This window comes from Alkalihalobacterium alkalinitrilicum, from assembly GCF_002019605.1.
Lineage (GTDB): Bacteria > Bacillota > Bacilli > Bacillales > Bacillaceae_F > Alkalihalobacterium > Alkalihalobacterium alkalinitrilicum.
This window is the reverse complement of the sequence record NZ_KV917368.1, coordinates 1,093,556-1,116,500: the sequence shown is the minus strand read 5'-3', so window position 1 is coordinate 1,116,500 and position 22,945 is coordinate 1,093,556. Positions and strand designations below refer to the sequence as shown.

The window sequence follows — 22,945 nt, the reverse complement described above, 5'->3', positions numbered from 1 at the left end:
TATTAGCACTGCACCATAACAAGTATTTATTTAAATAATTGCTCATTAACTGAATGAAAAAGAAGAGTACACAAGTTCTTCTCATAGTGTACTCTTCTTATCTTGTCTTATATATAATGATGGTGTGTTAGTAAGTTCTAAAATCTGATTGTACGCATTCATTACGTGGTTAGGGTCTTCTCCATTAATTTTTGGTATGTCTAAGTTAGAAAGGACGAAATGATGCGCAGGTTCAACATCATGTCTAGCTAGGCAACTTTTGCAACAGGATAAGGGACAACCGTCAATAGCAATGGTGTTTCGACCAGATTTTGCTGTTCGTACTAGTGGTTTTACATCGCCACCAACACCAGCAATGCAGGACATTTCGGCGAAGTTTTCACGGTCCATTTTTATCGCAACCATGTTTGCCGTTTGTGCTGCTGAAGAACATCCAGAGCATGAATAAACAAGAGGTAACTCCATTCTTTTCATAAACTCACTCCTAATTCATATAATTCATTTAGCCAATCGTACATAAATCCATTGCACAATTGTCACAGCCTACTTCATCTCTTAAATATTTCATATCGTGAATCGTAATATATCCCATTTCAATACTGATAATATTGTCTTTTCGTAATTCACTTAGAATACGATTGACTTGTTCTCTTGTGGTACCGCAAAACTTCCCTAATGTTTGATTGGTTAAATATAGTTCAATTAGTATCCCGTTTTTAAGAGTGCGGCCAAAACTATTGGATAAGCGAATTAATGTTGTAATTACGGCACCTTTTTTTCCTGATAAAATTAAATCGTGAAACCTTGTTTGCGTTCTGCGAAAATGGTCACCCATCCATTTCATATATTCAAAAGCTAAACGACTATCCCGAAGAAAGGCTTCTTCTAATATCTCTCTATTAATTACGCCTACTTCAGTATCCTCAATGACTTTTGCATTTAATAAGTACTTCGGATCTTCTGCAAGGAGGGTTAGCTCACCAATAATTTCTTCCTTAGCACATATTCGTAATATCAGTTCTTTGCCACCAGATACTATTTTACTAATTTGAACCTTTCCTGACTTAATTAAATAAATTTCTTTAGCCTGTACCCCTTCTTGAAAAAGATGATCTCCTTTCTTTATGTGCATTGTGTGACAAATTAGACCTTTAAGTTGATGTAAGGGATGATGTCCTGGGAAAGGGGTTCGCTCACATAAATTATCCATGATGATCACCTCACTTTAATTCTAATTTTAAATAGATTCCTTGAAATTTTATAACCATATTAACGGACTAGTAATTTTCTATTTTAATTGTAAGAGAAATTAAAAAATAAATATGTGATAATATTCACTTCAAGTTAATTAAAATACAATTTTTTTTTAAAATCATAAAAGCCATTCAGATTTTTCTGAATGGCTTAACACGTTATGTATAGTTAATTTATTCATGTCTCTCTTCATAAAAAAATAATGGCGCGCCCTGAGAGATTCGAACTCCCGACCTTTTGATTCGTAGTCAAACACTCTATCCAGCTGAGCTAAGGGCGCAAATGGTGCCGAGGGCCGGACTTGAACCGGCACGGTAGTCACCTACCGCAGGATTTTAAGTCCTGTGTGTCTGCCAATTCCACCACCCCGGCATAGCAGACTATTTACTTGGAGCGGAAGACGGGACTCGAACCCGCGACCCTCACCTTGGCAAGGTGATGTTCTACCACTGAACTACTTCCGCAAAATGGCTGGGCTAGCAGGATTCGAACCTACGCATGACGGAGTCAAAGTCCGTTGCCTTACCGCTTGGCTATAGCCCAAAAACTTTTTAATCTTACAAAATGGGGCGGCTGATGGGAATCGAACCCACGAATGCCGGAACCACAATCCGGTGCGTTAACCACTTCGCCACAACCGCCATAATATAAGGCTTTCTTTATGGCAGGGGCAGTAGGAATTGAACCCACACTGACGGTTTTGGAGACCGTAGTTCTACCTTTAAACTATGCCCCTAGAATCAATGGTGGCTCGGGACGGAATCGAACCGCCGACACATGGATTTTCAGTCCATTGCTCTACCGACTGAGCTACCGAGCCACAAATCTATTACAACAGTAGTAAAACTACTGAATAAGAATGGCGGTCCCGACGGGAATCGAACCCGCGATCTCCTGCGTGACAGGCAGGCATGTTAACCGCTACACCACGGGACCATATATGAACAAATTTGGTTGCACTCTTCAAATATTACTGATACTCGCTATCTCAGCTGATGCTCGACGTAGGTGCGGTAATTATTTTGGTTGCGGGGATAGGATTTGAACCTATGACCTTCGGGTTATGAGCCCGACGAGCTACCAGACTGCTCCACCCCGCGACGTTATATAGCTTACAGATGATGTTTTTTCTAAGAGGTCATCGTTTCCTCTTCTCGTAACGCTTTGTAGCTTGATGCGTCACGACATGTCGATGTAAAATCAAGAAGCTTTGCTCCATGCTCCACCCCGCGACGGTATATAGCTTACAGATGATGTTTTTTCTAAGAGGTCATCGTTTCCTCTTCTCGTAACGCTTTGTAGCTTGATGCGTCACGACATGTCGATGTAAAATCAAGAAGCTTTGCTCCATGCTCCACCCCGCGATAATATGAGCGCTTACGGATGATGTTACTCATCGTAGCAAGACTGTCTCTTCCTCTACTTGCTTATTCTTCGCAGTGTATGCGTCGAGACAACTCGATGTTATTTCATCGTAGTTTTGCTCGTTGCTCCACCCCGCGACGTTATATAGCTTACAGATGATGTTTTTTCTAAGAGGTCATCGTTTCCTCTTCTCGTAACGCTTTGTAGCTTGATGCGTCACGACATGTCGATGTAAAATCAAGAAGCTTTGCTCCATGCTCCACCCCGCGAGGTTATAAAGCATACGGATGATGTTACTCATCGTAGCAAGACTGTCTCTTCCTCTACTTGCTTATTCTTCGCAGTGTATGCGTCGAGACAACTCGATGTATTTTCATCGTAGATTTGCTCGTTATGCCTAGTGGACAAAGTCTATTTGCGACGTGATTTATATATTATCATAAGTAGTTATGGAATACAAGTTGAAAAAGTGATTGATTTTGTTTTTTTCTTTCTTCCCTACAATTTGAATATTAATCCAACCATTCTTATCAATCACTTTTTGACCGTTTTAAATATGTGTTTAAAATAAAAATTTACTTCAGAAAAGGTAGAGAAAGGTGCTTATTATAAAATAAGATCTATTCCAATGCTTTTACTTTTTCTTCTGCTAATAAAAACAAGACTAAGTACACTAAAACATCTCTAACTCTTGTAAGGAGAGCTTCTGTTTTTTTCAAAAGATCTTCAATAGTGATGGTTTCGATTTTATTATGAGGTTCGGATGATCCGTCATTCTCAACCTTGATGTAAATGAAAGAATGCGCTATTAAGTTTCGGATTTTAGCTAGATCAGAGTATTCCTCTGCAAGATGACTTTTTTCTTTTTCATAAAAAATATCTCTCGAAAGGCTGTAAAGTGTTTGTAAAAATGGATTGTAATTCATGGATTCTCTAAATGACTTTCTTGTATTTTCGTACTTAGGGTCATCATTTTCATGCCAAATTCCATGATATGTCACTTTTTTGGGAAGTGTTAGATCAAAGTATTCTTTTATGAAAGTAGCAACTCGATCAAATAAACCATATGATTGTAAATAGCATTGTTTCGTTCTTTCTATATAAAATTTCTTCTTATTATTTGTACTTGTTTCATAGCCTTTTAATGTTTCAAAGAAAAACTGCCTCGTAATGACAAACTCTTGTTTCATTAATTCAAATAAAAATGCGAAATATTCATTCCGTTCACCAGCTAAAAATGATACATGAATGTCGTCTTTCGAATTCCCCGAAAGAAATGAAGGGACCAACGATAAATATAATTCTTTTCGGCGGCACCATTGTTCGTATGTTTCCTCTTTATCTACTGGATAGGGACCTTCCTCGATGTCTTCAAGTGTAACCGCAGGTGGAGGCGTATACGTCAAAAGTTCTTCTAGACCTTCTTCCTTAATTGCTTGAATTACGACTTGAAATAAATGAGTACCATCTGAATTGTACATCACACTCTCAAGTTGAGCTTCCGCTTGAGAATAGAACCAAAGTCCTTCAGGTGTCGCTATACCTATCTTAGCATCTTCCAATATTGAACCGTATTCTTGTTCTAACGATAAATGAGTAGAACCGACCAAGTATTTTTCGGCTACTTGTTTTGAAGAATTTATTATTCCTGCCATCCACTTGAGCATTATATGGTAAGGTGTTCGATCAGCTTGTAATGTAATAAACGGAATCCAATTCCAAAAGTTCTTTACTAGTTCCACATTAAAATAGATATAATCATCTGGACTTTGCACACCATAATCAAACAATTCCTTTTCAATGCGAATCATATCCCATATTCGTGAATCATATTGATACAAGGTTTTCAATTTCATCTTCACTGCAATAATTTCAGGTTGTATTTCTTGTTCAAAATTAGGAGTTGCACGATAAACAACTCCTACCGATTTTAGGACATGTTGTGGTGTTATGAAAGGTAACTCTTTCTTTTCTTCTTTCGGAACAGGATGAAATTCTTGGTCATGACGTATTTCTTCACTCTCAAGGTAACGTAAAAGTTTCCTAGATTCCAAAAGAATTTCATAATATTGATCCCGATTTAAGTTATTGTTTTTCTTAATTTCAGGGTCTTTCCATTTATACTCTTTTAAGCTGAGTTGTATTGAAGCATAGTTTAATCGACTGTATTTTTGAAACCGATTTTTAACTCTTTTTAAAAGGTGAAGAGATTTCTCGTAATATTTCACTTGATAAGGGAATTCATTTAGGAAGGATTGCAAACCTTTAAAAAAAGACGCTAGTTGGTAGTCATTATATTCTTCAAGATGCTCTCCAATTTCACATAGATTGTTCCAACGATTTTCTTCAGTCCACGGAACACTGTGATCTCCTCCACTTGATTTCCGATTACTGCGCATCATGTTTATCACTCCTAAATAAGTTAGTGTTCCGTGATTCTAAAGGATAGTCTATTGAACTATGACTTAGGTTTCGTTCCACTTAGCTTATGACTATAATTCTTTAAGTAACTCTTTAAAAACGTCATATAATTCATTTCGAATACTTCTCATTTTAGCTACATCCTTTTTACTCGGTAATATCGGCATTTTATCTACAGATCCTGGTAAATATAATCTTCGGTTAATCTCCAATTGAATCCAAGGGATGTTACCTTTATTTCCGTGATACTTTGTAATGTACCCTCCTGCAAACGGTTGATTTAATGTAACTAAAGGTACATTTTCGTTTGGACTAGCATAATTTTTAAATTTACTTTCGAGTAATTGTTTGAACTTTATCATTAATTCGGTAGGAGCGGTAATAGGTTCACCAACAGGTTGCCCTGTATCTGACCCTCTGTTACCTAAGCAAAACAGCGGTCGTTTTTCCCAATTCGACTGGCCAGGAACTGGACCTACATCAAGCATCGTGTGACAATCTATTCCTAAAACAACGTTAGGGTTGCTTGAAGCCGCCTCTAATTTACGATGATAGATTGTGTAGTAATTCGTAAACAATTGCTGAATTTCACTGGTCGTTAATCCACCTGGACTATTCCAAACGGACTTTTCCACAACAGATTGCGTTTTGACCACCCCATCAGGATTATAGGGTGGAAAATCACTTTTTTCTCGGTTCATATCAATGACAATCCGAGCAATCGGTGTATCTACAAATTCTTCTACTAACTCTTTAAACTTATAAAGTTCATGCGACCATGTATCACAGTCCAGTAAAATTTCTGCTTTTGATAGTAGGCATTTTTTTATTAAATGCGTCGGGATCATCACTCCCCCGTGGGGAACGGAAATAACTAATGGAAGTTTTGAATTTACATCCACCATATTATTGTTCCAATAAATACAAACCTAATAATAAAGAGCGTTGGATCAATTCTCCTCGATGGATAGCTTCGTTTGGTGTATATAAATTTTTACTGCTTGGTGCAAATCCACACACGACAGGAATATTCATCGGAATTTCACCTGCCGCAGAAGATAAAAGGCTGGCTTCAGTCCCAAAGGGTAAATTCCACTTTTCACTTAATTCCCTCAGGTGCGGTATGATCGGATTACTATTTTTTCGTAATAGTGGCGGTCTTTCTACTAACGTTTCTACATAGGCACGCGTTCCACTTGAGTTAGATGTAAAAGCTTCTCTAATTTGTTTTTCGACGTCCACTGCAAATTTTTCATCTAAATACGTAACAACAATTGTCGCATGTACACGGTGTGGTAGTAAAACACTATACCGCTCAGAATGTACATCTTGTACGGCAACTGTTAATTTTTTATTACGGCTACTAATTTTCTTTAGCTTTTCTGCTTTTTGAATAAAGTAACTAAGAACGTCCGTTTGACTCAATTGTTTACCAATTCTCATCGGATCGCCTTCTACAATAATGCTATATAGTTTTGCTCCTCTTCGTTGATCGGCAATTTTGCCTCCAGTAAATCCTGGTTGAAGAACGATTACCTGTTTGGATTTTTGCGCGGCTTTTCTTAAGGTACCATTACTGTAGCGCATCCCTCTTCCTTCATCAGAATAAAAGAAAACGCCAACCTTCTTATCGGATAGTATCTGTTGCTCCTCTAGAGCACTTAAAGCACTCAATAGTGTGACAAGGCCACCGCGACTCGAAGCCACTCCTTCACCATAAATCCACTCCTGTTCAGTACGATACGGAATCGGAAATCCTGAACGTTCTCCCGGTATATCAATTGGAAGTACGAGTAATGTCCCGTCTTCAAAGCCAGCATCAGTTTCATACGTCCAGGCAGATCGTCCGTTTGTATGTTCTTCAACTACCTTTAAGTTAAGTTCCTTCAATCGTTCTTCGAGCCTTCTTCGGATCGAACTCAAACCAACAGGGTCTTGTGTCCAACTTGATATATTCGTCCAACTTTTTAAATCAGCTTCGATTTTATCTCGTTTTTGAGTAATCGATGTAATGAGCTCTTGTTGTTCTTTACCTTCTTCAACATGACCGTCAACAAAGTAGGGGCCGAAATACCGCTCATTCGTAATATCAATTAATTTGTTCATTAAGTCGGCAAAACTTAAGCCCATCGTTTGTGCAGCATAAACAAACGACCCGTCAGCTCCTAAGCTGGCCATTGAATTGACTTCTAAAATATACGGTTTGCCATCTTTATCAATTCGAAAGTCAACACGAGCACTATCATAGCAACCTAACGCATTAAAAGTATCGATTGCAAGCTGTTGAATTTCTTTCGTCTGTTCTTCAGAAAGAGGAGCTGGACAAACCTTTTCAACAGTTCTTCCGCTTTTATTCTTTTTGTCTTCGTATGTATAAATTTGCTCTCCTTCTCCAAAGACAAGTTCAACAGGCAAAAGTGCCTCAACAGGATTGTTTCCAAGCAAACCAACGTTCACTTCTCGGCCTTCTATATATTCTTCAACGAGTGTGGGAGCTTGGAATGTTTCATAGATGACCTGTACACCAGCTCTTAGTTCCTCTTCGTTATGAACGACTTTGAGGCCAAACGAAACCGCTTCATCTTTCGGCTTTACAATTAAAGGATATTTTAATTCATCCATAATTGGAGAATCAGGCTTATCCATCACAGTGAATTTAGGAGTAGGAAGTCCTCTTTGAATTAAAATCATTTTGGTAACGACTTTGTCGAGTGCTAAAGCATGTGTTTCTGGACCAGAACCAACATAAGGAATCCCTAGCATCTCTAGGATTCCAGGGATGTGCATATAACGTCCTTTTCCTTGAATTCCATAGCTTAAGTTAAACACTAGCCCAGGGCGTTCACCAGAAACGACTGAAGGCATAAATTCTTCAAGCTTGGCGATAATGTTTTTATCTCCTTCAAACGTTTTAACTTGATGGCCTCCTGCTAGTAAAGCTTCCTTTATATTCTTGATTGTTTCTAAACCATATTTTTCACGATTTTGCTTTCCGAATAAATTAATAACAGCCTGACTTTCACGATTATAAACAACCGCTATCTTCACTTACACCCTCACCCTTCTATTGTTTTATCCTATTTGGACCTTCAGCAGTTCCGTCTCGTCTAGGATCAGCCACACCAAAAAATGGTTCTCCCTCTTTTTCAGGAAATTGGATTCCTTGCACGCAGCCTAAATAAAAACTATAGGACCCTCGTTTCTTTAAATCAAAACCAGTTGAAGTCAAGGCATCTATTACATCCTGTTTAAAGCGTAATTTTTCAATCAAAAGCTTAGCTGTATCTGCAGAATGGAATCTCGGTGCAGCAATCGCAGTATCTAAATTTTCTTTCCTATCGACCAATCTAGTAATGACTTGAGCAAGAGAAGTTGAAATTCGACTACTTCCAGGACTTCCTAATAAAAATCTCGGAGTGCCATTTTTACAGATTAACGTGGGAGCCACACTACTCCACGGTTTTCCACCAGGTAGTAGAAAATATGGATGTGTCATATTTTTATATTCAAACGCACTCATATAATTATTGTAAAAAAAGCCAAGGTCGGTTGCCATTCTCTTACTTCCAAATACAAGTTCTATTGACTGAGTAATTCCAACTGCATTCCCGTCCTTATCCGTCACAGACAAATGAGTCGTTTCACCCGAAGTCGGTGGTGGTGAATACTTTTCTTCAATGGAAGATTTATAAATGGAAATTAAATGGGCAATTTCTGATGCATACTCTTTGTTACACATCAGTTTATTCACCGTTTGTAAATAATAATCTGGATGGATAGGTAACCTTTGTCGATCGGTAATCGCAAATTGAAAAGCTAAAGCGGAAATGACAGCTCCAACGGGCTCTTCGGTATTTAGTATTTCAGGTGGGAAAGCTTCTAATGTATTTAAAATTTGGATCAATACTCTTCCTGCTCCTGGTGGTGGAAAAGTATAAATATCATAATCTCGATAACTACTCGATAAAACCTCTCTTTCGACAGGGAGAGGAATTTGACAAAGATCAGCTTCAGTAATTAAACCATCTCTTTTTTTCATATCTTTGACGATTTTTCTTCCGATGCTACCAACATAAAAATCCTGCCATCCATGATCTGCTATTGTCTGTAAACAATGAGCTAATTCGGGCTGACGAACAACTTGACCTTTAAGTTTCGGTTCATTATTTTCAAAGAAGTTTTTCACAATAGAAGGATCTTTCCGTAAATGTTCGGATTCTTTTTTTAGTAATCGATGGACCAACGAAGATACAACAAATCCGTTTTGGGCAGCTTCGATAGCGGGTTCTACTACTTCAGCGAAAGTCAGTCGACCATACGTTTCTTGCATATAACCTAGGGTGGCAGGTGTAGATGGAACTGTCGATGATTTTAAGCCTAATGTTATTGGCTTTTCTGGTGTTTTCATCGGCTGAATATTAAAAGGAGCTCGGGATGAGCCGTCTAAAGCAAACACTCGATCCGCTTCTTTCAAATACAGTAAGGCCATCGATTGTCCACCTATACCTGATGCTTGTGGTTCGGTTACTCCTAAACATAAAGCTGCGGCAACTGCGGCATCAACTGCATTCCCCCCTTTTTCAAGCATTTTCACTCCAGCTTCAGTCGCTGGCTTCGAAGCGGTTGACACCATTCCAAATATACTTTTTCCAGAAAAAATTTTTGTTTTTTTCATTCGTGTTCGCCATTCTTTCTATAAGAAATAAATATCGATTATTATGTATATATTACCACGAGTTTGATAAAGTGAAACCTAATTTCATGGGGGTAAATTAATTATGGTAGGATGACTTCACGGAAAGAAGGGGTTAGAGTGTACTGAATAATTCAATTTCCAACTACCCTAAAGGTGTTAGAAGAAAACATATACAAAGGTGTACCTATTTTAATAGTAAATATTTACAATAAGTTGATACTCTAACACCTCTCTTTCGAAAGGGATTTTATCTCTTTCTGCGGTTTCTTTTATCCCTTTTGCGACAAATAAACCAACGATGCTATCGAAGGTGTCGTACAATTCTATCGTTTCCATCACATCATCAAATTTGTTTCTTTGTCAACGCCCTATTAAATGTTTCATTCAACATTGTTTCCACTTCACGTCTAATACCAAAATCCTTCGCTTTTTACATTTTTGATCTTCCTTCTTTGAAGTTTCAATTATTGTTATTTATTCCTTTTAGATGGTAACACGACTTCTCAATGGTTGATAAAAAATATAACAAAAAATCTTAGGAAACCATGTAGTTTTAGTAACAGTATTATTCGAGGCAGATTAAGTTTGTTGATAAAGACCAAAAATTATATTGTTATATGTTTTTAAAGGATGCGGATATATAATAAAGGATATTAGGTAGAAAGGACAGTGATATTTTAATGAAACGAAAGGAAAGAAGGAATTTGAATATTAAATGGATAAGTTCTATTGCTTTAACATCACTATTGTTAATAGGGTGTTCAAGTAATGATGAGAGTGTTGCAAGTGGTGAGGTGGAACCAAATGAAAGTACAGAGCTGGTAGAGGTTGACGCTCCAGCAGAAGAAGCCGCACAGGAAGAGATTAATAACAGTCCATTAAGTGAAGAAGAGAAAGGATTAGAAGATAATTACTGGCTCTTTTTAAATGAGACGCAAGAGGGGTATACTAAATTTTTAGCGTTTTCTAAAGAAATATTAGAAGATGGTAAAGAAGATAATCATTTATATTCTGATGATGAATGGTTAGCAGCATTGAATGGTGTGAAAGAAATTTTTGGAATGTACTATATTGAATGCATGACGAAATCTGGAAGTGGAGAAGTTCCTGAAAGATATGTAGAAAGTCATCAATCCATTATGGATGCATTTAAAACATTGCATGAAGGATTGGTGGAAATTAGAGATGGTATTGATGCTGAAGATAAAATGAAAATCATGTCGGGAGAATTAACTTTCGCTTTGGGTCAAGATAAATATAACAGCGGCATTTCAAAAGCGGAAGGAATTTTAAAACAATAACATTTCGGGTAAACTGTTGGTATAGAGTTTACCTATATACACAAAAAACTAAGCACTGAGACGAACTTATACCTATACTTGACAATACAAAGAAGATTAGAAGTGGAGTTGTATACGATAGTATATTGCGTTCCTTTATGAGTTAATCCAACATAGTCAAAGAGCTGGAAGTAAAAAAATTGAAGTCATCATTGAAAAACATATGATTAGTGTTAAAGACAATAAAAAATAGAAATAGAAGAGTTGGAAAGAAATGTATCATGGCTCCTAGACTTTATTACTGGTGCTCTCCCCCATCTCCACTTTCCTGTTTTCTCAAAGCCTTGGAGTGGGAGTTTTAGCACCAGTTAGACGAATTAAACTTTGAACTCTATTCTTCGTTCGCTACTTTATCTATGTAAGTGTTAAATTTAGCTTCAACTTGTTCCCATTCTTCATCACTTATCTCATCAAAAAAAAGCGTTCCTTCTTCGTCTTCTGTATAACTAAACGATATGATGTTCGCATCACTGTCATTATCTGCTAAATCTGTACTTAAACCCGCAACTAAATAGTGTTTAGTATTGAGATCAACGGTATATAGAACTTCATACAACTGTTCACTACCTTCTTCTCCAAATAATAATTCTTCTCCAATTTCAACAGTCATTACGTTTCCCTCCTTGTATCTAATATTATGGTGATTATAGTAAACAGATACACAAATATTGTTAGTTGTTACTATACTATTTATCCATCACTTCCTTATAGTTTCAAACATTTCTTCTTTTTAATAAACGAAATATCATCTGTAGCACAATATGATAGACGTTATCCATGTAAAAATTAGTTTCAAAAAAATTTATTTTTCGCAAAAATAACACCATAGCTAAGCCATGATGTTACTATTTCTTATTTTATAAATTTAGATTTTTGTTTGATAAATCTTTAAGCCATTTTCAATCAGTGCAGTTATTGTCCTGTTATTTTTACTTAGTCTTTGCAAATCTGAAAGGATTTCCGCTTCTAATTTGGGTAACCAATGTTGTTGGTGAAGGATCTCGATGATTTCTAGTTTTAATAACCAATCATTTGGGTACTTATCGTTGAGATCCTTTGACACTTTTTCAATCACATCGATTGTATTTTCTTCAATGCCTTCTCTGACATTTCGGATAGTTTGGTACAAATCATCAAGCTCTGTTTGTTCTTGGTTATGAGTGATTTTGCTACTCGATTCTTCATTAGGATAATACGTTTCTCCATCGGCAGCTCCAGCGAAGACGGAAGAAATCTTTTCACCGACGGCCATATCATACATGCCCCAGTTTGGTTCAAACAAAACTTGATTTCTATACTTTACTAAACAATTTTTAAAAGAAATCAGGATGACGTTTGCACCTTCCTTAACGATTTGTTCGACCGTCCCCTTTACTTCTACTCCACTCTCAAAATGAAGCTCACAACTTTGACCAACTGCTATTCCTAACGATTCCATTTCACTGTCAGATAAAGTTTCTAACGGCTGATTTATTCCTTTTAATTTCCCTACAGGAGCACCAAACCCATCTTTATGCGTTTGTGTTCCATGTTCACTAAGTTCCTTGTCATTGTGAGCTAAAGCGGTTGCACCTTTTGTTTTAATATAGATCGGCTCATTTTCTTCATCCGTGATCATGTCTTGAATGACTCCTGTTACTTGCAAGCCTGAACTATAAACAGCTGTTGCAACATTTGCGGATTGAATCGCCTTCTCTAAGCTTTCGCTTCCACCCTTCATAAATGCCATTTCCTTAGCAAATTCTTTGAGGCCTTCAATTAATTGTTCAAAATGATTACAAACAAACAATTGTGGTTGCGGTTTAGTAATGTCAAAGCCTGTATTAATGATGGTTTTTAAATCAAAAGGAACTTTTTTTACATCTGGACTTAAAATATTGCCACCTTCTGAAACAGATGATAATAGGCCCGCTCCATAAATTTTTGGTTCTTCTAAACTACCGATTAATCCGTATTCGACCGTCCACCAGTATAATCGACCAATCTTCTCAGCTTCAGAAACGCCGCTAATTAATTTTGATTTTTCATCAATTTGCTTTTTTGCATTGGCGATTTCTGTTTCCGTTGCTTCTCCTTTTTCAAGAAGGTTCGAGTAGTGACGAACAGCTTCAAATACGTCATGCTCTTCTTTCGTTGCAATCGCTTTCTTCCCAATTTCACCAAATAACTTCACATATTCAGAATATTTTTCATTACAAAGAATGGGCGCATGTCCTGCCGCTTCATGTATCATATCCGGAGCTGGTGTATATTGAATATTTTCGAGTTTCCGAATCTCTGCGACTACAGGGAGAATCCCGTTTGCTTGAAATTCAAAAAAGGCGACTCCAGGAATAAATCCATCGATAGTTGCCGCTCCCCAACCAAAGGGCGCTAAACACCGATTCATTTCATTCACATCAGGAATTTTCTCGGTTGATATTCCTGATGCCTGTAACCCTTCTATATACGCTTCATGCGCTAAATCTTTTAACGTGTGATGATTTTGGCGCATCACATATCTCCACACCGCATGATTAATAGCAGTATAACTGTCGTAATTTTGTTCTATCGTATATTTTCTTAAATGCTTTGGCACTTTTCTCGTTGTCATATTATACACACCCTTCTGAAACACACCTTAACACTTTTTAGTGTTAAAGCGTTATACTACTATAACATATAGGTTTCATACCTTTATGTCAAACATTTTTAAGTGTTTCATAGATGGCGTCATATTCTTCTGCTAGTTTAGTATCTAAAGCAGTTAAACCGTTTTCTTTCCAAGATGATAGCTTTACGCGGATTAATTTATAATCAATCGAAATGAAAGGGTGATGATTCATTTCTTCTGAAACTTGAGCAATTTTTTGAACAAATTCAATGCCATCTAAATAAGCATGAAATCGATATTTTTTTTCAATCCATTTCTCATCTACCAACTTCCAATCTTTGTACGTGTTTAAAAATATTTCGATTTCTTGTACTGTTAACTTTTCCACGACTCTCCTCCTACTATAATTATTCATATTCGTAGCTCCTACTATCTAATTAATATACCCATAAACTCTCTGCATAAACTACTTCCAACTGTACTTATATCCTTTATCTTCATATGTTTGGGCTTGTTTTACGACTCGTAATGGTCTGAATGTATCAATCATAACTGCTAATTCCATCGTTTCTTTCTTCCCGATACTTGCTTCGATTTTTCCTGGATGAGGCCCATGTGGAATTCCAGAAGGGTGTAAAGTAATCGAACCTTCACTGATTCCCTTTCGACTCATAAAATTTCCTTTGACATAATAAAGAACTTCATCGCTATTCACATTACTATGATAATAAGGGGCAGGTATTGCTTCTGGATGATAGTCATACATACGTGGCACGAATGAACAGATTACAAAATTATTTCCTTCAAACGTTTGGTGAATCGGTGGAGGCATATGAATTCTACCCGTGATCGGTTCGAAATCATCAACATTAAAAATATAAGGGTACAAATATCCGTCCCATCCGACGACATCCAACGGGTGATGATTGAACGTATGAGAATGCATATACCCTCTTGATTTCGTTTTCACTTCGTACTCATTTTGGTCAACATGTGTCTCGAGTTTTTCTGGACCATGAAGATCTCGTTCGCAAAATGGACTATGTTCAAGTAATTGTCCATGCGCATTACGATACCGCTTCGGAGTTGTTATCCAGCTGTTCGTTTCAATGACTAAAAACTTGGCCTCTCCTTCATCTGGTATGACACGATAAATTGTTCCAATCGGTATGACAATATAATCACCTGGCTTATAGGATAGTGTACCAAACATCGTTTCAACTTTACCTGAACCATAATGAACAAATAAGACTTCATCCCCATCGCTGTTTCGATAGAAGAAGTCCATTGGTTCGGTAGGGTTAACGACACCAATGAGAACATCTTCGTTTCCTAGCAAATAATGTCTACCCGTTAAAGCATCCGTTGTTTCTGTATACTGATGTGTATAAAAATGCCGATGCGAAAGGTCACTTTGGCCCTCATAATGAACGCTACAATCTTTTAACAATTCGGATTTAATAATACTCGTTGGTGGATGATGATGATATAAAATCGATTGAATCCCAGAGAAGCCTTTCGTGCCCATTACTTGTTCTCGATATAATGTGCCGTCCTCCTTTCGAAACATCGTGTGTCGCTTCCGAGGAATTTCTCCCATTTGTCTATAAAATGGCACAGATAAAACCTCCTTATCAAGTGGTATCGTACTCATTATATTAGTGAACGGCTGGAAGGATTTTCCCTGTTACTTCTCCGAACCCAATTCGGTAGCCATCACCTTGACACCAGCCCGTTATCGTGATGACATCTTCATCATCTAACCAAATTCGTTGTTCGCCGTTGTGTAGATCAATCGGCTCTTTTCCCCGCCAAGTTAGTTCAAGTAAACACCCACGCTGTTCTTTTTTTGAACCGCTGATTGTTCCCGAAGCATGCAAGTCTCCTGGGCGTAAATTACATCCAGCGACCGTATGATGGCTAATTTGTTGAGCCATACTCCAGTAAAGATAGCTAAAGTTTGTAGTAATAATCTTTTGGGATTGTTCCATTTCTTTTCCCTTCAGATACACTTCAAGATGGATATCAAACGAACTAGGTCCATCTTTTTGAAGATATGGTAATGGCGTTGGGTCCTGTTTTGGACCATCTATCCGAAAGGGTTCAAGAGCTTCAAGCGGAACGACCCATGGGGAGATCGATGTTGCAAAACTTTTAGACAAAAATGGTCCGAGCGGCTGGTATTCCCAAGCTTGAATATCACGGGCACTCCAATCATTGACTAACACGAGACCAAATATATGCTCTTCTGCGTCATCAATAGAAATCGGTTTTCCTCTCTCATTCCCTTGGCCAATAAACCAACCCATTTCTAATTCTATATCGAGTTGCTTACTTGGTCCAAAAATTGGGGTAGCCTGATCAGGCGGCTTCATCTGTCCTTTAGGACGATACACATCGGTACCACTTATGACGACAGAGCTCGATCGCCCATGATACCCGACAGGCAGGTGTGTCCAGTTTGGCATTAAGGCATTTTCTTTTCCTCTAAACATCGTTCCTACATTTGTAGCATGTTCCTTTGATGCATAAAAGTCGGTGTAATCACCGATTTGGGATGGAAGTAAAAGTTCGACCTCGTTTTGTTTTCTTAAAGCTGCAGAGCGTAGTGTTTGATTATCTCGTAACGTTGGTTCATCTTCGCTTAATAATTCTTGAAGTTTTTGGCGAATCTTTTGCCAAACTTCCTTTCCTAGTGCCATGAACATATTGAGAGAAGGTTGATCAAATACCCCGTTTTTATTGAAACCAGTTTCTTGAAGTAGTCCTGCTGCCTCTAACTCGGAAAGGTCCAAGACGTAGTCTCCAATTGCTACACCAATACGTGGCTTTCCACCAGTTAGTGGACGAAAAATCCCATATGGCAAGTTTTGGATTGGAAAATGGGATGTAGCATCTACATCTATAAAAGACTTCAGCATACCAGTTAGCCCCCTTTCCTATTCAATAATGTTCAGTACGCGTAGATCTTCTCTCGGTTCATCAAAACTACAGCTCCCATAAGAAGAAAGCGCATTCCTACGGAGATGTTGTAGTTCAGCGACACTAACAACCATGTTTTTCCAGGCAATTCCTTCGTCTGTAAAAGTAAAGTTGGAAGCATCTTCATCTGCAAGGATTTCAGATATCGTAGACCTATCCAAATCTCTAGTTCTTGCTAACATGCCAGCGGTAAAAACATTTAAAAAGCCGTGCATCTTAGTTTTCACTTCTTCACGGTATATTCGAATCGGATGATGCAAACCCGCGGTGAACTTTTGGGGAATGCTTCGTTCACAGCAACCATGAAGGACTATCGCCACCTGCTCAGGGGTTGGGAAAGCATCTGCAGTCACGCCGCCCGTTCGCAATTTTAAACCGAGACGTGAATCGTTATTGTTATTGTGAATAGCTATTTCATTCAGCGTTAATAGCATTTGTTGTTTCCATTTATCATTAAACGCTACCGTAACTTCACAAAACGTTTGGAGGTTATACTTTTGCGTTTTCTGAGAAATTTCATCAAGTAAACGACGATTTGGGACGGCAGGGGGAAGTGGCATCTCAAAGACCTTAACATTAACAGCTTTCCTATGCTTTTTGAGAAATACTGCGATTCTTTTCATGTCGGAAGTCAATAGGTCAATACAGCTTTCAGCATCTAGACTTCGTTGGCCGATCGCGGAAATGTTTAAAGGGTTTTTTTCTGAAAAAAGGGATGCATAAGGCGTTAGTTCATCCAATCTAGTAACAGGAATAATAAAATGCCCAAGCATCCAAGCATCATTATCTCTTTGATAAGCTATATAATTTCGGATGGCTTCTTCTAGCGATAGTTGTGCAGGAGGGAATAACCCTGCATAATCGATTATGTTTGAAAAGAAATAAAAAGTACTAGAACGTTTATTTTCATTGCCTAATCTTTTATTCTTTTTTACCATACTGTCCTCCCCCCTCTGCCTGTTTCAAACGAGTTTAAATATTACCTCGTCGTTCTTGCTCACGTTCTATTGATTCAAATAGGGCTTTAAAGTTTCCTTCACCGAACCCTCTCGCTCCTTTTCGTTGAATGATTTCAATAAATAGCGTAGGTCTATCGACAATGGGTTTCGTAAATATTTGAAGAAGATACCCTTCATCGTCTCGATCAACTAAAATACTCAGCTCTTGAAGTTTCTTTAAATCTTCATCAATGTTTCCAACTCTTGCACTGAGATCTTCGTAATAAGCGGCAGGAGTTCCAAGGAATTCAACTCCGTTTTCGCGAAGCGTTTTAACTGTTGCAATGATGTCATTTGTTAATAAAGCTAAATGCTGAACACCTGGACCATTATAGAAATCTAAGTATTCTTGAATTTGTGATTTCCGTTTCCCTTCCGCAGGTTCATTGATAGGAAACTTAATCCTTCCTGTACCATTTGTCATTACCTTTGACATAAGCGCTGAATAATCGGTTGAAATATCTTCATCATCAAAATGTTTTAGAACTTTAAATCCAAAAACCTTTTCGTAATACGTCGTCCACTCTTCCATCCTTTCGACATTTCCGACAACATGGTCAATTCCGACAAGTCCAGTAGTAGAGGAACTCATTTTATCTTCATACGGTTGAAAGCCTGGTAAGAAGCTACCTTTGTAATCTTGTATTTCGATTAATGTATGGACGGTATCTCCATAAGCCCCAATCATCGCTTTTTTCACTGATCCATTTTCATCATTTTCCGTCCAAGGAGGTCGAATTGCAATTCCACCACGCTCTATGGCTCCTTGATAAGCCGTTTCGACATCAGACACTTTTAAAGCAATATCCTTCGCACCATCCCCATGCAACTTCACAAACGTAGAAACCTCGGTTTGATCGGTTAATGCCCCCGTAACGACTAAGTTAATCGTCCCTTGTTGAAGTACATAAGATACCCGATCTCGACAGCCCGTTTCTAATCCACGATAGGACTTTATTCGAAAACCAAACGCATAACAAAAGTAATATGCAGCTTGTTTTGCATTCCCCACATATAACTCGAGATGGTTTATACTTTCGACTGGGAAAACTTCTTTTTCATTTCGGTTTACTTCAAAAGCGTTCTTAGCCATAGTCCAGGCCTCCTGTCTTTTAATCTGAAAATTGCAAATAAAGACCAATTTAATTGAATGATAATATGATATTTTTTATTTTGCAAACGCTTACATTAACGCACAAATTCTTTACACGGTTAAAGGTTTCACTTCCTTAAATGGTTTAAACCCCTTAAGCACGGCTTTCTCCACACGCCCCTAAAATTTTTGTATATTCATGTCAAAACATTTTTTAACCGATGCCTTGTACCTTCTCAGCTTTGTAGAAGATCCTAGACACCTGACAGATACCACTACTCCGTAGTACTGTAACCTCTTTACAAAATCATATCACAAGATAAAAAATCGTTGAGCATTTAATCACGCCATTCAACTTCCAATTAAAATCGTTTTTTTCTATCTGTAAAATTTGATATAGTTGGATAAGTAATTAATAGATATGGAACTAATAGAAAGGACAAAATCAACTATGAAATGTTTTTCAATTGATTTAGATGGGACGTTATTAAACTCAAAACATGAAATATCGGATGAAAATTTAAAAGTTCTCAGATACTTAGAAGAACGAGGACACAGCATTATTTTTAACACGGGTCGAGCTTTTGAAGATGTTATTAAATATGATTCAGTGAGAAAAATAGAAGCACCTGTTTTTAGTATTAATGGGACGGTTTTATACTCAAAGTCAAGAGAAATCCTATTTGAAGCTTCGTTACCTGTTTCTACTTATAAAGAGTTGTTTCAGGTTTTAAAGAAATTGGGTCTTTGGGTTATGGTCTATACCAATCAAGGTGGTTTCCCCTGTAGATATCCAATGCTTGCAGGGAAAAGTGTTGAAGAAATTGAACGCATTTTCGATTCTTATGATTATAATGAAGTTCTTGAAAAAGAGAATCTCAAAATCTATAAAGTTATGGCTGTGACTCGCGAAGATCAACTCGATAAAATAGATCAAGCCAAGCAAGAAGTTGCGGGAAAATTAGAAGTATCTATGGCTTCATCGTTTCCAAACAATGTCGAGTTTACATCAATTGAAGCGACGAAAGGAAAGGCTCTACTACGTTATCAAACGATGACAAATATTCAATTTGATGAAATTTATGCATTTGGAGACGGAGGTAATGACATTGCCCAGTTTAAAGTAGCAACGACATCTGTCGCAATGGGAAATGCTCCTTCCTTTATTCAACAGGAAGCTGATATGATTACGAAATCAAATGATGAAGATGGATTTGCATATGCGGTCCGACAATTATTAAAAATCGAGTAAGTTTAGCAAGTCCTAATAAACTACAAAGAACCACCCACTAGTATCTCTTGGGTGGTTCTTCTGCAAAATCAACGATTTATAATTCTGTCCGCAAATCCCACAATTCTGGAAAGAAACGCTGGTCTAATACTTTTTTCAAATAATGAACGCCGGATGATCCGCCTGTTCCTTGTTTAAATCCAATGATCCGTTCTACTGTTTTCATATGACGAAACCGCCATTGCTGAAGCCAATCTTCAATATCGACAAGCTTTTCAGCCAGCTCATAGAGATCCCAATATCGATCAACATCTCGATAAACCGCTAACCAAGCTTCTCGCACCGTCTGATTTTCTTTATAGGGTGTAGAATAGTCTCTGTTGAGGATTTTATTAGGAATTGGAAATCCAGCTTTTTTTAGTTGCTTAATAGCGACATCATAAAGTCCAGGTGCCTTATATGCTTTTTCTAATTCAATATAAAGTGCAGGTTCTTTTTTATAAATCTTCAAGACATGATCTGTTTTATACCCGAGCGCAAATTCGATCATTCTATATTGGAACGATTGGAAGCCTGAAGCTTGGCCTAAAGAATCACGAAATTCCATATATTCAGACGGTGTCAGTGTTGATAGGACATCCCAAGCATGTATAATTTGCGTTTGAATTTTTGAAACCCTCGCTAATTGTTTGAAGGATGTCGATAAATCGTCCTTCTCAATCGATTCAATCGCGGCATTCAGTTCATGTAGAATGAGCTTCATCCATAATTCACTAACTTGATGGATGATAATAAAAAGCATCTCATCATGATGATCAGATAACCTTTTTTGACTAGATAAAATTTGATCAAGTTGTAAATATTCACCGTACGTCATATTGTTGGTAAAATCAGTGTGAATGTTCTTTTCGGTATCCGTTGTTGAGTAGTGGTTTTGATTATCTTTTTTCATTATCGCACCCCTCCATAACACCGTTTAATTTACATTTACTTTAGCTCAATCGGTCTAACTACTGCTCGAACGGGGCTCCCATCTGCTTCTTTTAGTGGAAGTGGTAAGGCAATTAATTCATAATCTCCTGGTTCGATATGGTCAAGCATAACATTTTCTAGAATGTGTATACCATTTTCGTGTAATGCGTGATGTCCTTCAAGGTCTTTACTATCTAAAGGGTCGACAGAAGGAACATCGACACCAATTAGGATAATCCCTTTTTCTTTTAAAAAGGCGGCACTGTCACTAGTCAAAAAAGGAATTTCTTCTGGAAACGAACTTGGATTATTCGGGATCGACGTTTTTAGTAAAAGTCGAGTCACGCCGTCTAAATCATATTGCTTTAAAACGTCCTCGGTTATTTTCATATGACCCGACACATCAATCAGTCGACATCGGCCGATATATACGTTTATGTCCAGGTCCAACACTTTTTCGCCGTCATTCTTAAAGTGAAATGGAGCATCAATATGGGTGCCTATATGGACACTTGTTGTTATTTGTCCAATATTTACAGAGCCTGTTTGTTCTTTTGTGTAACTTACTTTATAAGAATATGGTGTATCTTCAGGCCAATGCGCGATCGTTCCTGTTAATGGTTGTGAAATATCAATCCACTTTTTTTCTAAATCTGTTTTATTTTTCATCGTTAAGCGACAACTCCACGTTTATTTTCAAATTTTTTGTATTGCTCCTCATCCATTATTTGTTTTAGCTTGTCAATCGTCAACCACACTTCTTCAAATGTATTGTATAACGCTACAGGCGCTAGACGAATCCCATTGGGTGAGCGAAAATCAGGTATGATTTGATTAGCCTTTAATGCTTTACAAATTCTTGCCGCTTCGGGATGTTCCAAAAAGATATGCCCACCGCGATTTTTTTCCTCTTTTGGATTTCTAATCTTAAACTCGTATTCCTTAAGTTTTTGTTCGATGAGTTCGAGCATATAGCTTGTTAAGCGTAATGATTTTGTTCGTATTTTTTCTATGCCAACCTCATGAAACATCGATAATGATCCGATTAAAGGAGCGATACTTAACACATGAGGTGTCCCCATTTGAAATGCTCCCGCATGAAGTGCTGGTGTTAGCTCATGTGCCATATCGAACTGTTTTTCTTTCTTAGAACTAAACCACCCCGCAAGCCCAGGTTGTTGACCAAAGTGACGTTGATTGACATACAAGCCACCGACCGCTCCTGGACCCCCGTTTAAATGTTTATAATTGCACCAAAAAGCAAAATCAACACCCCATTTACTTAATTCGTGAGGAATTGCACCGATGGAATGACATAAATCAAACCCAATTAAAATATCGCGATTGTGTGCTTCTTTCGTCAGCCTTTCCATATCTAGTATTTGGCCGCTTCTATATAAAATACTCGGTAAAACGATAAGCGCAATGTCTTCGGTCATCGCATCAATAATCACTTCTTCGTCTATCGTATGACCGTCAGCACTTATTACTTTAAATAGATGCTCTTGTGGGTCTAATCCTTGTAGTTTTAATTGACTTTGCAGGGCATAAATATCCGTCGGAAATGCAAGTTCATCGGCTAAAATTTTATTTTTCTTTTCATCTGGTTTAAAAAATGTGGCTACTAATTGATGAAGATTTGACGTCGTCGATCCCGTTATAAGAACTTCCTCACGATCAGCTCCTAAAAGTGGGGCCATCTTTTCTCCCAAGCTTTCAGATAAATAAAACCATGGATAGTCACCTTCTGTCCAACCTTCAATGCCTAGTGTTTTCCAAGAATGAAGCAATTCTAGTAACGTTTTCTCCGCTCGTTTTGATAAAAGTCCGAGTGAGTTACCATCAAGATAGATCATCTGTTCAATTAAATAAAATTCACTTCGATAGGATGCTAATGGATCTTTTTGATCTAATTCGCGAGCATATTCACGGGTATATGTTGTATTAGGATCAGTCATGTTTGCCCCCTAAATTTCCGAAAGTTTTCTTTTATAAATCGG

At 37.6% G+C, this 22,945-nt stretch carries 21 protein-coding genes and 9 tRNA genes; 2 read left to right on the top strand and 28 right to left on the bottom strand.

From position 1 onward, the window contains the following. Nucleotides 1-81: 81 nt before the first annotated feature. The 18 genes from BK574_RS05285 to BK574_RS27345 all read right to left on the bottom strand — a co-directional run bounded on the left by BK574_RS05285 (nucleotide 82) and on the right by BK574_RS27345 (nucleotide 10,072). Entirely contained in the window at nucleotides 82-474 is a 393-nt protein-coding gene (locus BK574_RS05285) for a putative zinc-binding protein (RefSeq protein ID WP_078427809.1), read from the bottom strand. Between the two features lie 28 nt (nucleotides 475-502). Beyond that, nucleotides 503-1,210 (bottom strand): Crp/Fnr family transcriptional regulator, encoded by a 708-nt coding sequence (locus tag BK574_RS05280; protein WP_078427808.1) that lies wholly within the window; start codon nucleotides 1,208-1,210, stop codon nucleotides 503-505. 247 nt (nucleotides 1,211-1,457) lie between these two features. Further along, nucleotides 1,458-1,534, bottom strand: a tRNA-Arg gene (locus BK574_RS05275). 3 nt (nucleotides 1,535-1,537) lie between these two features. After that, nucleotides 1,538-1,626, bottom strand: a tRNA-Leu gene (locus BK574_RS05270). A gap of 17 nt (nucleotides 1,627-1,643) precedes the next feature. Next, nucleotides 1,644-1,718: transfer RNA gene (locus BK574_RS05265), tRNA-Gly, on the bottom strand. A 4-nt stretch (nucleotides 1,719-1,722) separates the two neighbouring features. Next, nucleotides 1,723-1,797, bottom strand: a tRNA-Gln gene (locus BK574_RS05260). 22 nt (nucleotides 1,798-1,819) lie between these two features. Beyond that, nucleotides 1,820-1,895, bottom strand: a tRNA-His gene (locus BK574_RS05255). Nucleotides 1,896-1,916: 21 nt separating this feature from the next. Beyond that, nucleotides 1,917-1,990 (bottom strand) — tRNA-Trp (locus tag BK574_RS05250). Between the two features lie 8 nt (nucleotides 1,991-1,998). After that, a tRNA-Phe gene (locus tag BK574_RS05245) sits at nucleotides 1,999-2,074 on the bottom strand. A 40-nt stretch (nucleotides 2,075-2,114) separates the two neighbouring features. Continuing rightward, nucleotides 2,115-2,190, bottom strand: a tRNA-Asp gene (locus BK574_RS05240). Between the two features lie 87 nt (nucleotides 2,191-2,277). Beyond that, nucleotides 2,278-2,354: transfer RNA gene (locus tag BK574_RS05235), tRNA-Met, on the bottom strand. A 162-nt stretch (nucleotides 2,355-2,516) separates the two neighbouring features. After that, nucleotides 2,517-2,651, bottom strand: a complete 135-nt coding sequence (locus BK574_RS28735) for a hypothetical protein (protein ID WP_274379400.1) — start codon at nucleotides 2,649-2,651, stop codon at nucleotides 2,517-2,519. Between the two features lie 143 nt (nucleotides 2,652-2,794). Further along, complete coding sequence (locus BK574_RS28730) at nucleotides 2,795-2,920, bottom strand: hypothetical protein (RefSeq protein WP_274379399.1); 126 nt, start codon at nucleotides 2,918-2,920, stop codon at nucleotides 2,795-2,797. Between the two features lie 319 nt (nucleotides 2,921-3,239). Then, the gene (locus BK574_RS05230) at nucleotides 3,240-5,021 is read right to left on the bottom strand and encodes an LA2681 family HEPN domain-containing protein (protein ID WP_078427807.1); all 1,782 of its coding nucleotides are present in this window, start codon (nucleotides 5,019-5,021) and stop codon (nucleotides 3,240-3,242) included. 90 nt (nucleotides 5,022-5,111) lie between these two features. After that, nucleotides 5,112-5,945, bottom strand: a complete 834-nt coding sequence (locus BK574_RS05225) for an N-formylglutamate amidohydrolase (RefSeq protein WP_078427806.1) — start codon at nucleotides 5,943-5,945, stop codon at nucleotides 5,112-5,114. Between the two features lies 1 nt (nucleotide 5,946). Next, a complete protein-coding gene (locus BK574_RS05220) occupies nucleotides 5,947-8,088 on the bottom strand; it encodes a M20/M25/M40 family metallo-hydrolase (RefSeq protein ID WP_078427805.1) in 2,142 nt (713 codons plus the stop codon). A 16-nt stretch (nucleotides 8,089-8,104) separates the two neighbouring features. Continuing rightward, nucleotides 8,105-9,715, bottom strand: a complete 1,611-nt coding sequence (ggt, locus tag BK574_RS05215) for a gamma-glutamyltransferase (protein ID WP_078427804.1) — start codon at nucleotides 9,713-9,715, stop codon at nucleotides 8,105-8,107. Nucleotides 9,716-9,925: 210 nt separating this feature from the next. Beyond that, nucleotides 9,926-10,072, bottom strand: coding sequence for a hypothetical protein (locus BK574_RS27345; protein ID WP_158211541.1), 147 nt, complete (start codon nucleotides 10,070-10,072; stop codon nucleotides 9,926-9,928). Nucleotides 10,073-10,416: 344 nt separating this feature from the next. On the opposite strand from BK574_RS27345, the gene BK574_RS05210 reads away from it, so the two are divergent. Then, a complete protein-coding gene (locus BK574_RS05210; RefSeq protein ID WP_218970539.1) occupies nucleotides 10,417-11,037 on the top strand; it encodes a hypothetical protein in 621 nt (206 codons plus the stop codon). Between the two features lie 370 nt (nucleotides 11,038-11,407). Here BK574_RS05210 and BK574_RS05205 read toward each other — a convergent pair whose 3' ends face one another. The 7 genes from BK574_RS05205 to hppD form a co-directional block, all read right to left on the bottom strand. After that, nucleotides 11,408-11,686 carry a DUF1292 domain-containing protein gene (locus tag BK574_RS05205; protein ID WP_078427802.1) on the bottom strand — a complete coding sequence of 93 codons (279 nt, stop codon included), beginning with the start codon at nucleotides 11,684-11,686 and terminating at the stop codon, nucleotides 11,408-11,410. 255 nt (nucleotides 11,687-11,941) lie between these two features. After that, nucleotides 11,942-13,669, bottom strand: coding sequence for an aromatic amino acid hydroxylase (locus BK574_RS05200; protein WP_078427801.1), 1,728 nt, complete (start codon nucleotides 13,667-13,669; stop codon nucleotides 11,942-11,944). An 88-nt stretch (nucleotides 13,670-13,757) separates the two neighbouring features. After that, nucleotides 13,758-14,057, bottom strand: coding sequence for a 4a-hydroxytetrahydrobiopterin dehydratase (locus BK574_RS05195; protein WP_238457959.1), 300 nt, complete (start codon nucleotides 14,055-14,057; stop codon nucleotides 13,758-13,760). 78 nt (nucleotides 14,058-14,135) lie between these two features. After that, on the bottom strand, nucleotides 14,136-15,269 hold the full coding sequence (locus BK574_RS05190; RefSeq protein WP_238458117.1) for a homogentisate 1,2-dioxygenase: 1,134 nt from the start codon (nucleotides 15,267-15,269) through the stop codon (nucleotides 14,136-14,138). A 58-nt stretch (nucleotides 15,270-15,327) separates the two neighbouring features. Further along, nucleotides 15,328-16,590 carry a fumarylacetoacetase gene (fahA, locus tag BK574_RS05185; RefSeq protein WP_078427798.1) on the bottom strand — a complete coding sequence of 421 codons (1,263 nt, stop codon included), beginning with the start codon at nucleotides 16,588-16,590 and terminating at the stop codon, nucleotides 15,328-15,330. A gap of 18 nt (nucleotides 16,591-16,608) precedes the next feature. Continuing rightward, on the bottom strand, nucleotides 16,609-17,589 hold the full coding sequence (locus BK574_RS05180) for a hypothetical protein (RefSeq protein ID WP_078427797.1): 981 nt from the start codon (nucleotides 17,587-17,589) through the stop codon (nucleotides 16,609-16,611). Nucleotides 17,590-17,623: 34 nt separating this feature from the next. Further along, nucleotides 17,624-18,742, bottom strand: a complete 1,119-nt coding sequence (gene hppD / locus BK574_RS05175; RefSeq protein WP_078427796.1) for a 4-hydroxyphenylpyruvate dioxygenase — start codon at nucleotides 18,740-18,742, stop codon at nucleotides 17,624-17,626. Nucleotides 18,743-19,193: 451 nt separating this feature from the next. Here hppD and BK574_RS05170 point away from each other — a divergent pair, with 451 nt between their 5' ends. Beyond that, nucleotides 19,194-19,994, top strand: coding sequence for an HAD family hydrolase (locus BK574_RS05170; RefSeq protein ID WP_078427795.1), 801 nt, complete (start codon nucleotides 19,194-19,196; stop codon nucleotides 19,992-19,994). Nucleotides 19,995-20,070: 76 nt separating this feature from the next. Here BK574_RS05170 and kynA read toward each other — a convergent pair whose 3' ends face one another. The 3 genes from kynA to kynU are packed head-to-tail and all read right to left on the bottom strand — an operon-like array spanning nucleotide 20,071 to nucleotide 22,903. Next, nucleotides 20,071-20,925, bottom strand: a complete 855-nt coding sequence (kynA, locus tag BK574_RS05165) for a tryptophan 2,3-dioxygenase (protein WP_075387075.1) — start codon at nucleotides 20,923-20,925, stop codon at nucleotides 20,071-20,073. A 35-nt stretch (nucleotides 20,926-20,960) separates the two neighbouring features. Next, complete coding sequence (gene kynB, locus BK574_RS05160; RefSeq protein ID WP_078427794.1) at nucleotides 20,961-21,614, bottom strand: arylformamidase; 654 nt, start codon at nucleotides 21,612-21,614, stop codon at nucleotides 20,961-20,963. Nucleotides 21,615-21,616: 2 nt separating this feature from the next. Then, nucleotides 21,617-22,903 (bottom strand): kynureninase, encoded by a 1,287-nt coding sequence (gene kynU / locus BK574_RS05155; RefSeq protein ID WP_078427793.1) that lies wholly within the window; start codon nucleotides 22,901-22,903, stop codon nucleotides 21,617-21,619. Nucleotides 22,904-22,945 lie beyond the last annotated feature (42 nt).

Bases quoted from the DNA above. Each gene is read 5' to 3' on its own strand.
- BK574_RS05285 (WP_078427809.1), bottom strand. From the start codon at position 474: ATGAAAAGAATGGAGTTACCTCTTGTTTATTCATGCTCTGGATGTTCT.
- BK574_RS05280 (WP_078427808.1), bottom strand. From the start codon at position 1,210: ATGGATAATTTATGTGAGCGAACCCCTTTCCCAGGACATCATCCCTTA.
- BK574_RS28735 (WP_274379400.1), bottom strand. From the start codon at position 2,651: ATGAGTAACATCATCCGTAAGCGCTCATATTATCGCGGGGTGGAGCAT.
- BK574_RS28730 (WP_274379399.1), bottom strand. From the start codon at position 2,920: ATGAGTAACATCATCCGTATGCTTTATAACCTCGCGGGGTGGAGCATG.
- BK574_RS05230 (WP_078427807.1), bottom strand. From the start codon at position 5,021: ATGATGCGCAGTAATCGGAAATCAAGTGGAGGAGATCACAGTGTTCCG.
- BK574_RS05225 (WP_078427806.1), bottom strand. From the start codon at position 5,945: ATGGTGGATGTAAATTCAAAACTTCCATTAGTTATTTCCGTTCCCCAC.
- ggt (WP_078427804.1), bottom strand. From the start codon at position 9,715: ATGAAAAAAACAAAAATTTTTTCTGGAAAAAGTATATTTGGAATGGTG.
- BK574_RS27345 (WP_158211541.1), bottom strand. From the start codon at position 10,072: ATGGAAACGATAGAATTGTACGACACCTTCGATAGCATCGTTGGTTTA.
- BK574_RS05210 (WP_218970539.1), top strand. From the start codon at position 10,417: ATGAAACGAAAGGAAAGAAGGAATTTGAATATTAAATGGATAAGTTCT.
- BK574_RS05205 (WP_078427802.1), bottom strand. From the start codon at position 11,686: ATGACTGTTGAAATTGGAGAAGAATTATTATTTGGAGAAGAAGGTAGT.
- BK574_RS05200 (WP_078427801.1), bottom strand. From the start codon at position 13,669: ATGACAACGAGAAAAGTGCCAAAGCATTTAAGAAAATATACGATAGAA.
- BK574_RS05190 (WP_238458117.1), bottom strand. From the start codon at position 15,269: ATGGGAGAAATTCCTCGGAAGCGACACACGATGTTTCGAAAGGAGGAC.
- fahA (WP_078427798.1), bottom strand. From the start codon at position 16,590: ATGCTGAAGTCTTTTATAGATGTAGATGCTACATCCCATTTTCCAATC.
- BK574_RS05180 (WP_078427797.1), bottom strand. From the start codon at position 17,589: ATGGTAAAAAAGAATAAAAGATTAGGCAATGAAAATAAACGTTCTAGT.
- hppD (WP_078427796.1), bottom strand. From the start codon at position 18,742: ATGGCTAAGAACGCTTTTGAAGTAAACCGAAATGAAAAAGAAGTTTTC.
- BK574_RS05170 (WP_078427795.1), top strand. From the start codon at position 19,194: ATGAAATGTTTTTCAATTGATTTAGATGGGACGTTATTAAACTCAAAA.
- kynA (WP_075387075.1), bottom strand. From the start codon at position 20,925: ATGAAAAAAGATAATCAAAACCACTACTCAACAACGGATACCGAAAAG.
- kynB (WP_078427794.1), bottom strand. From the start codon at position 21,614: ATGAAAAATAAAACAGATTTAGAAAAAAAGTGGATTGATATTTCACAA.
- kynU (WP_078427793.1), bottom strand. From the start codon at position 22,903: ATGACTGATCCTAATACAACATATACCCGTGAATATGCTCGCGAATTA.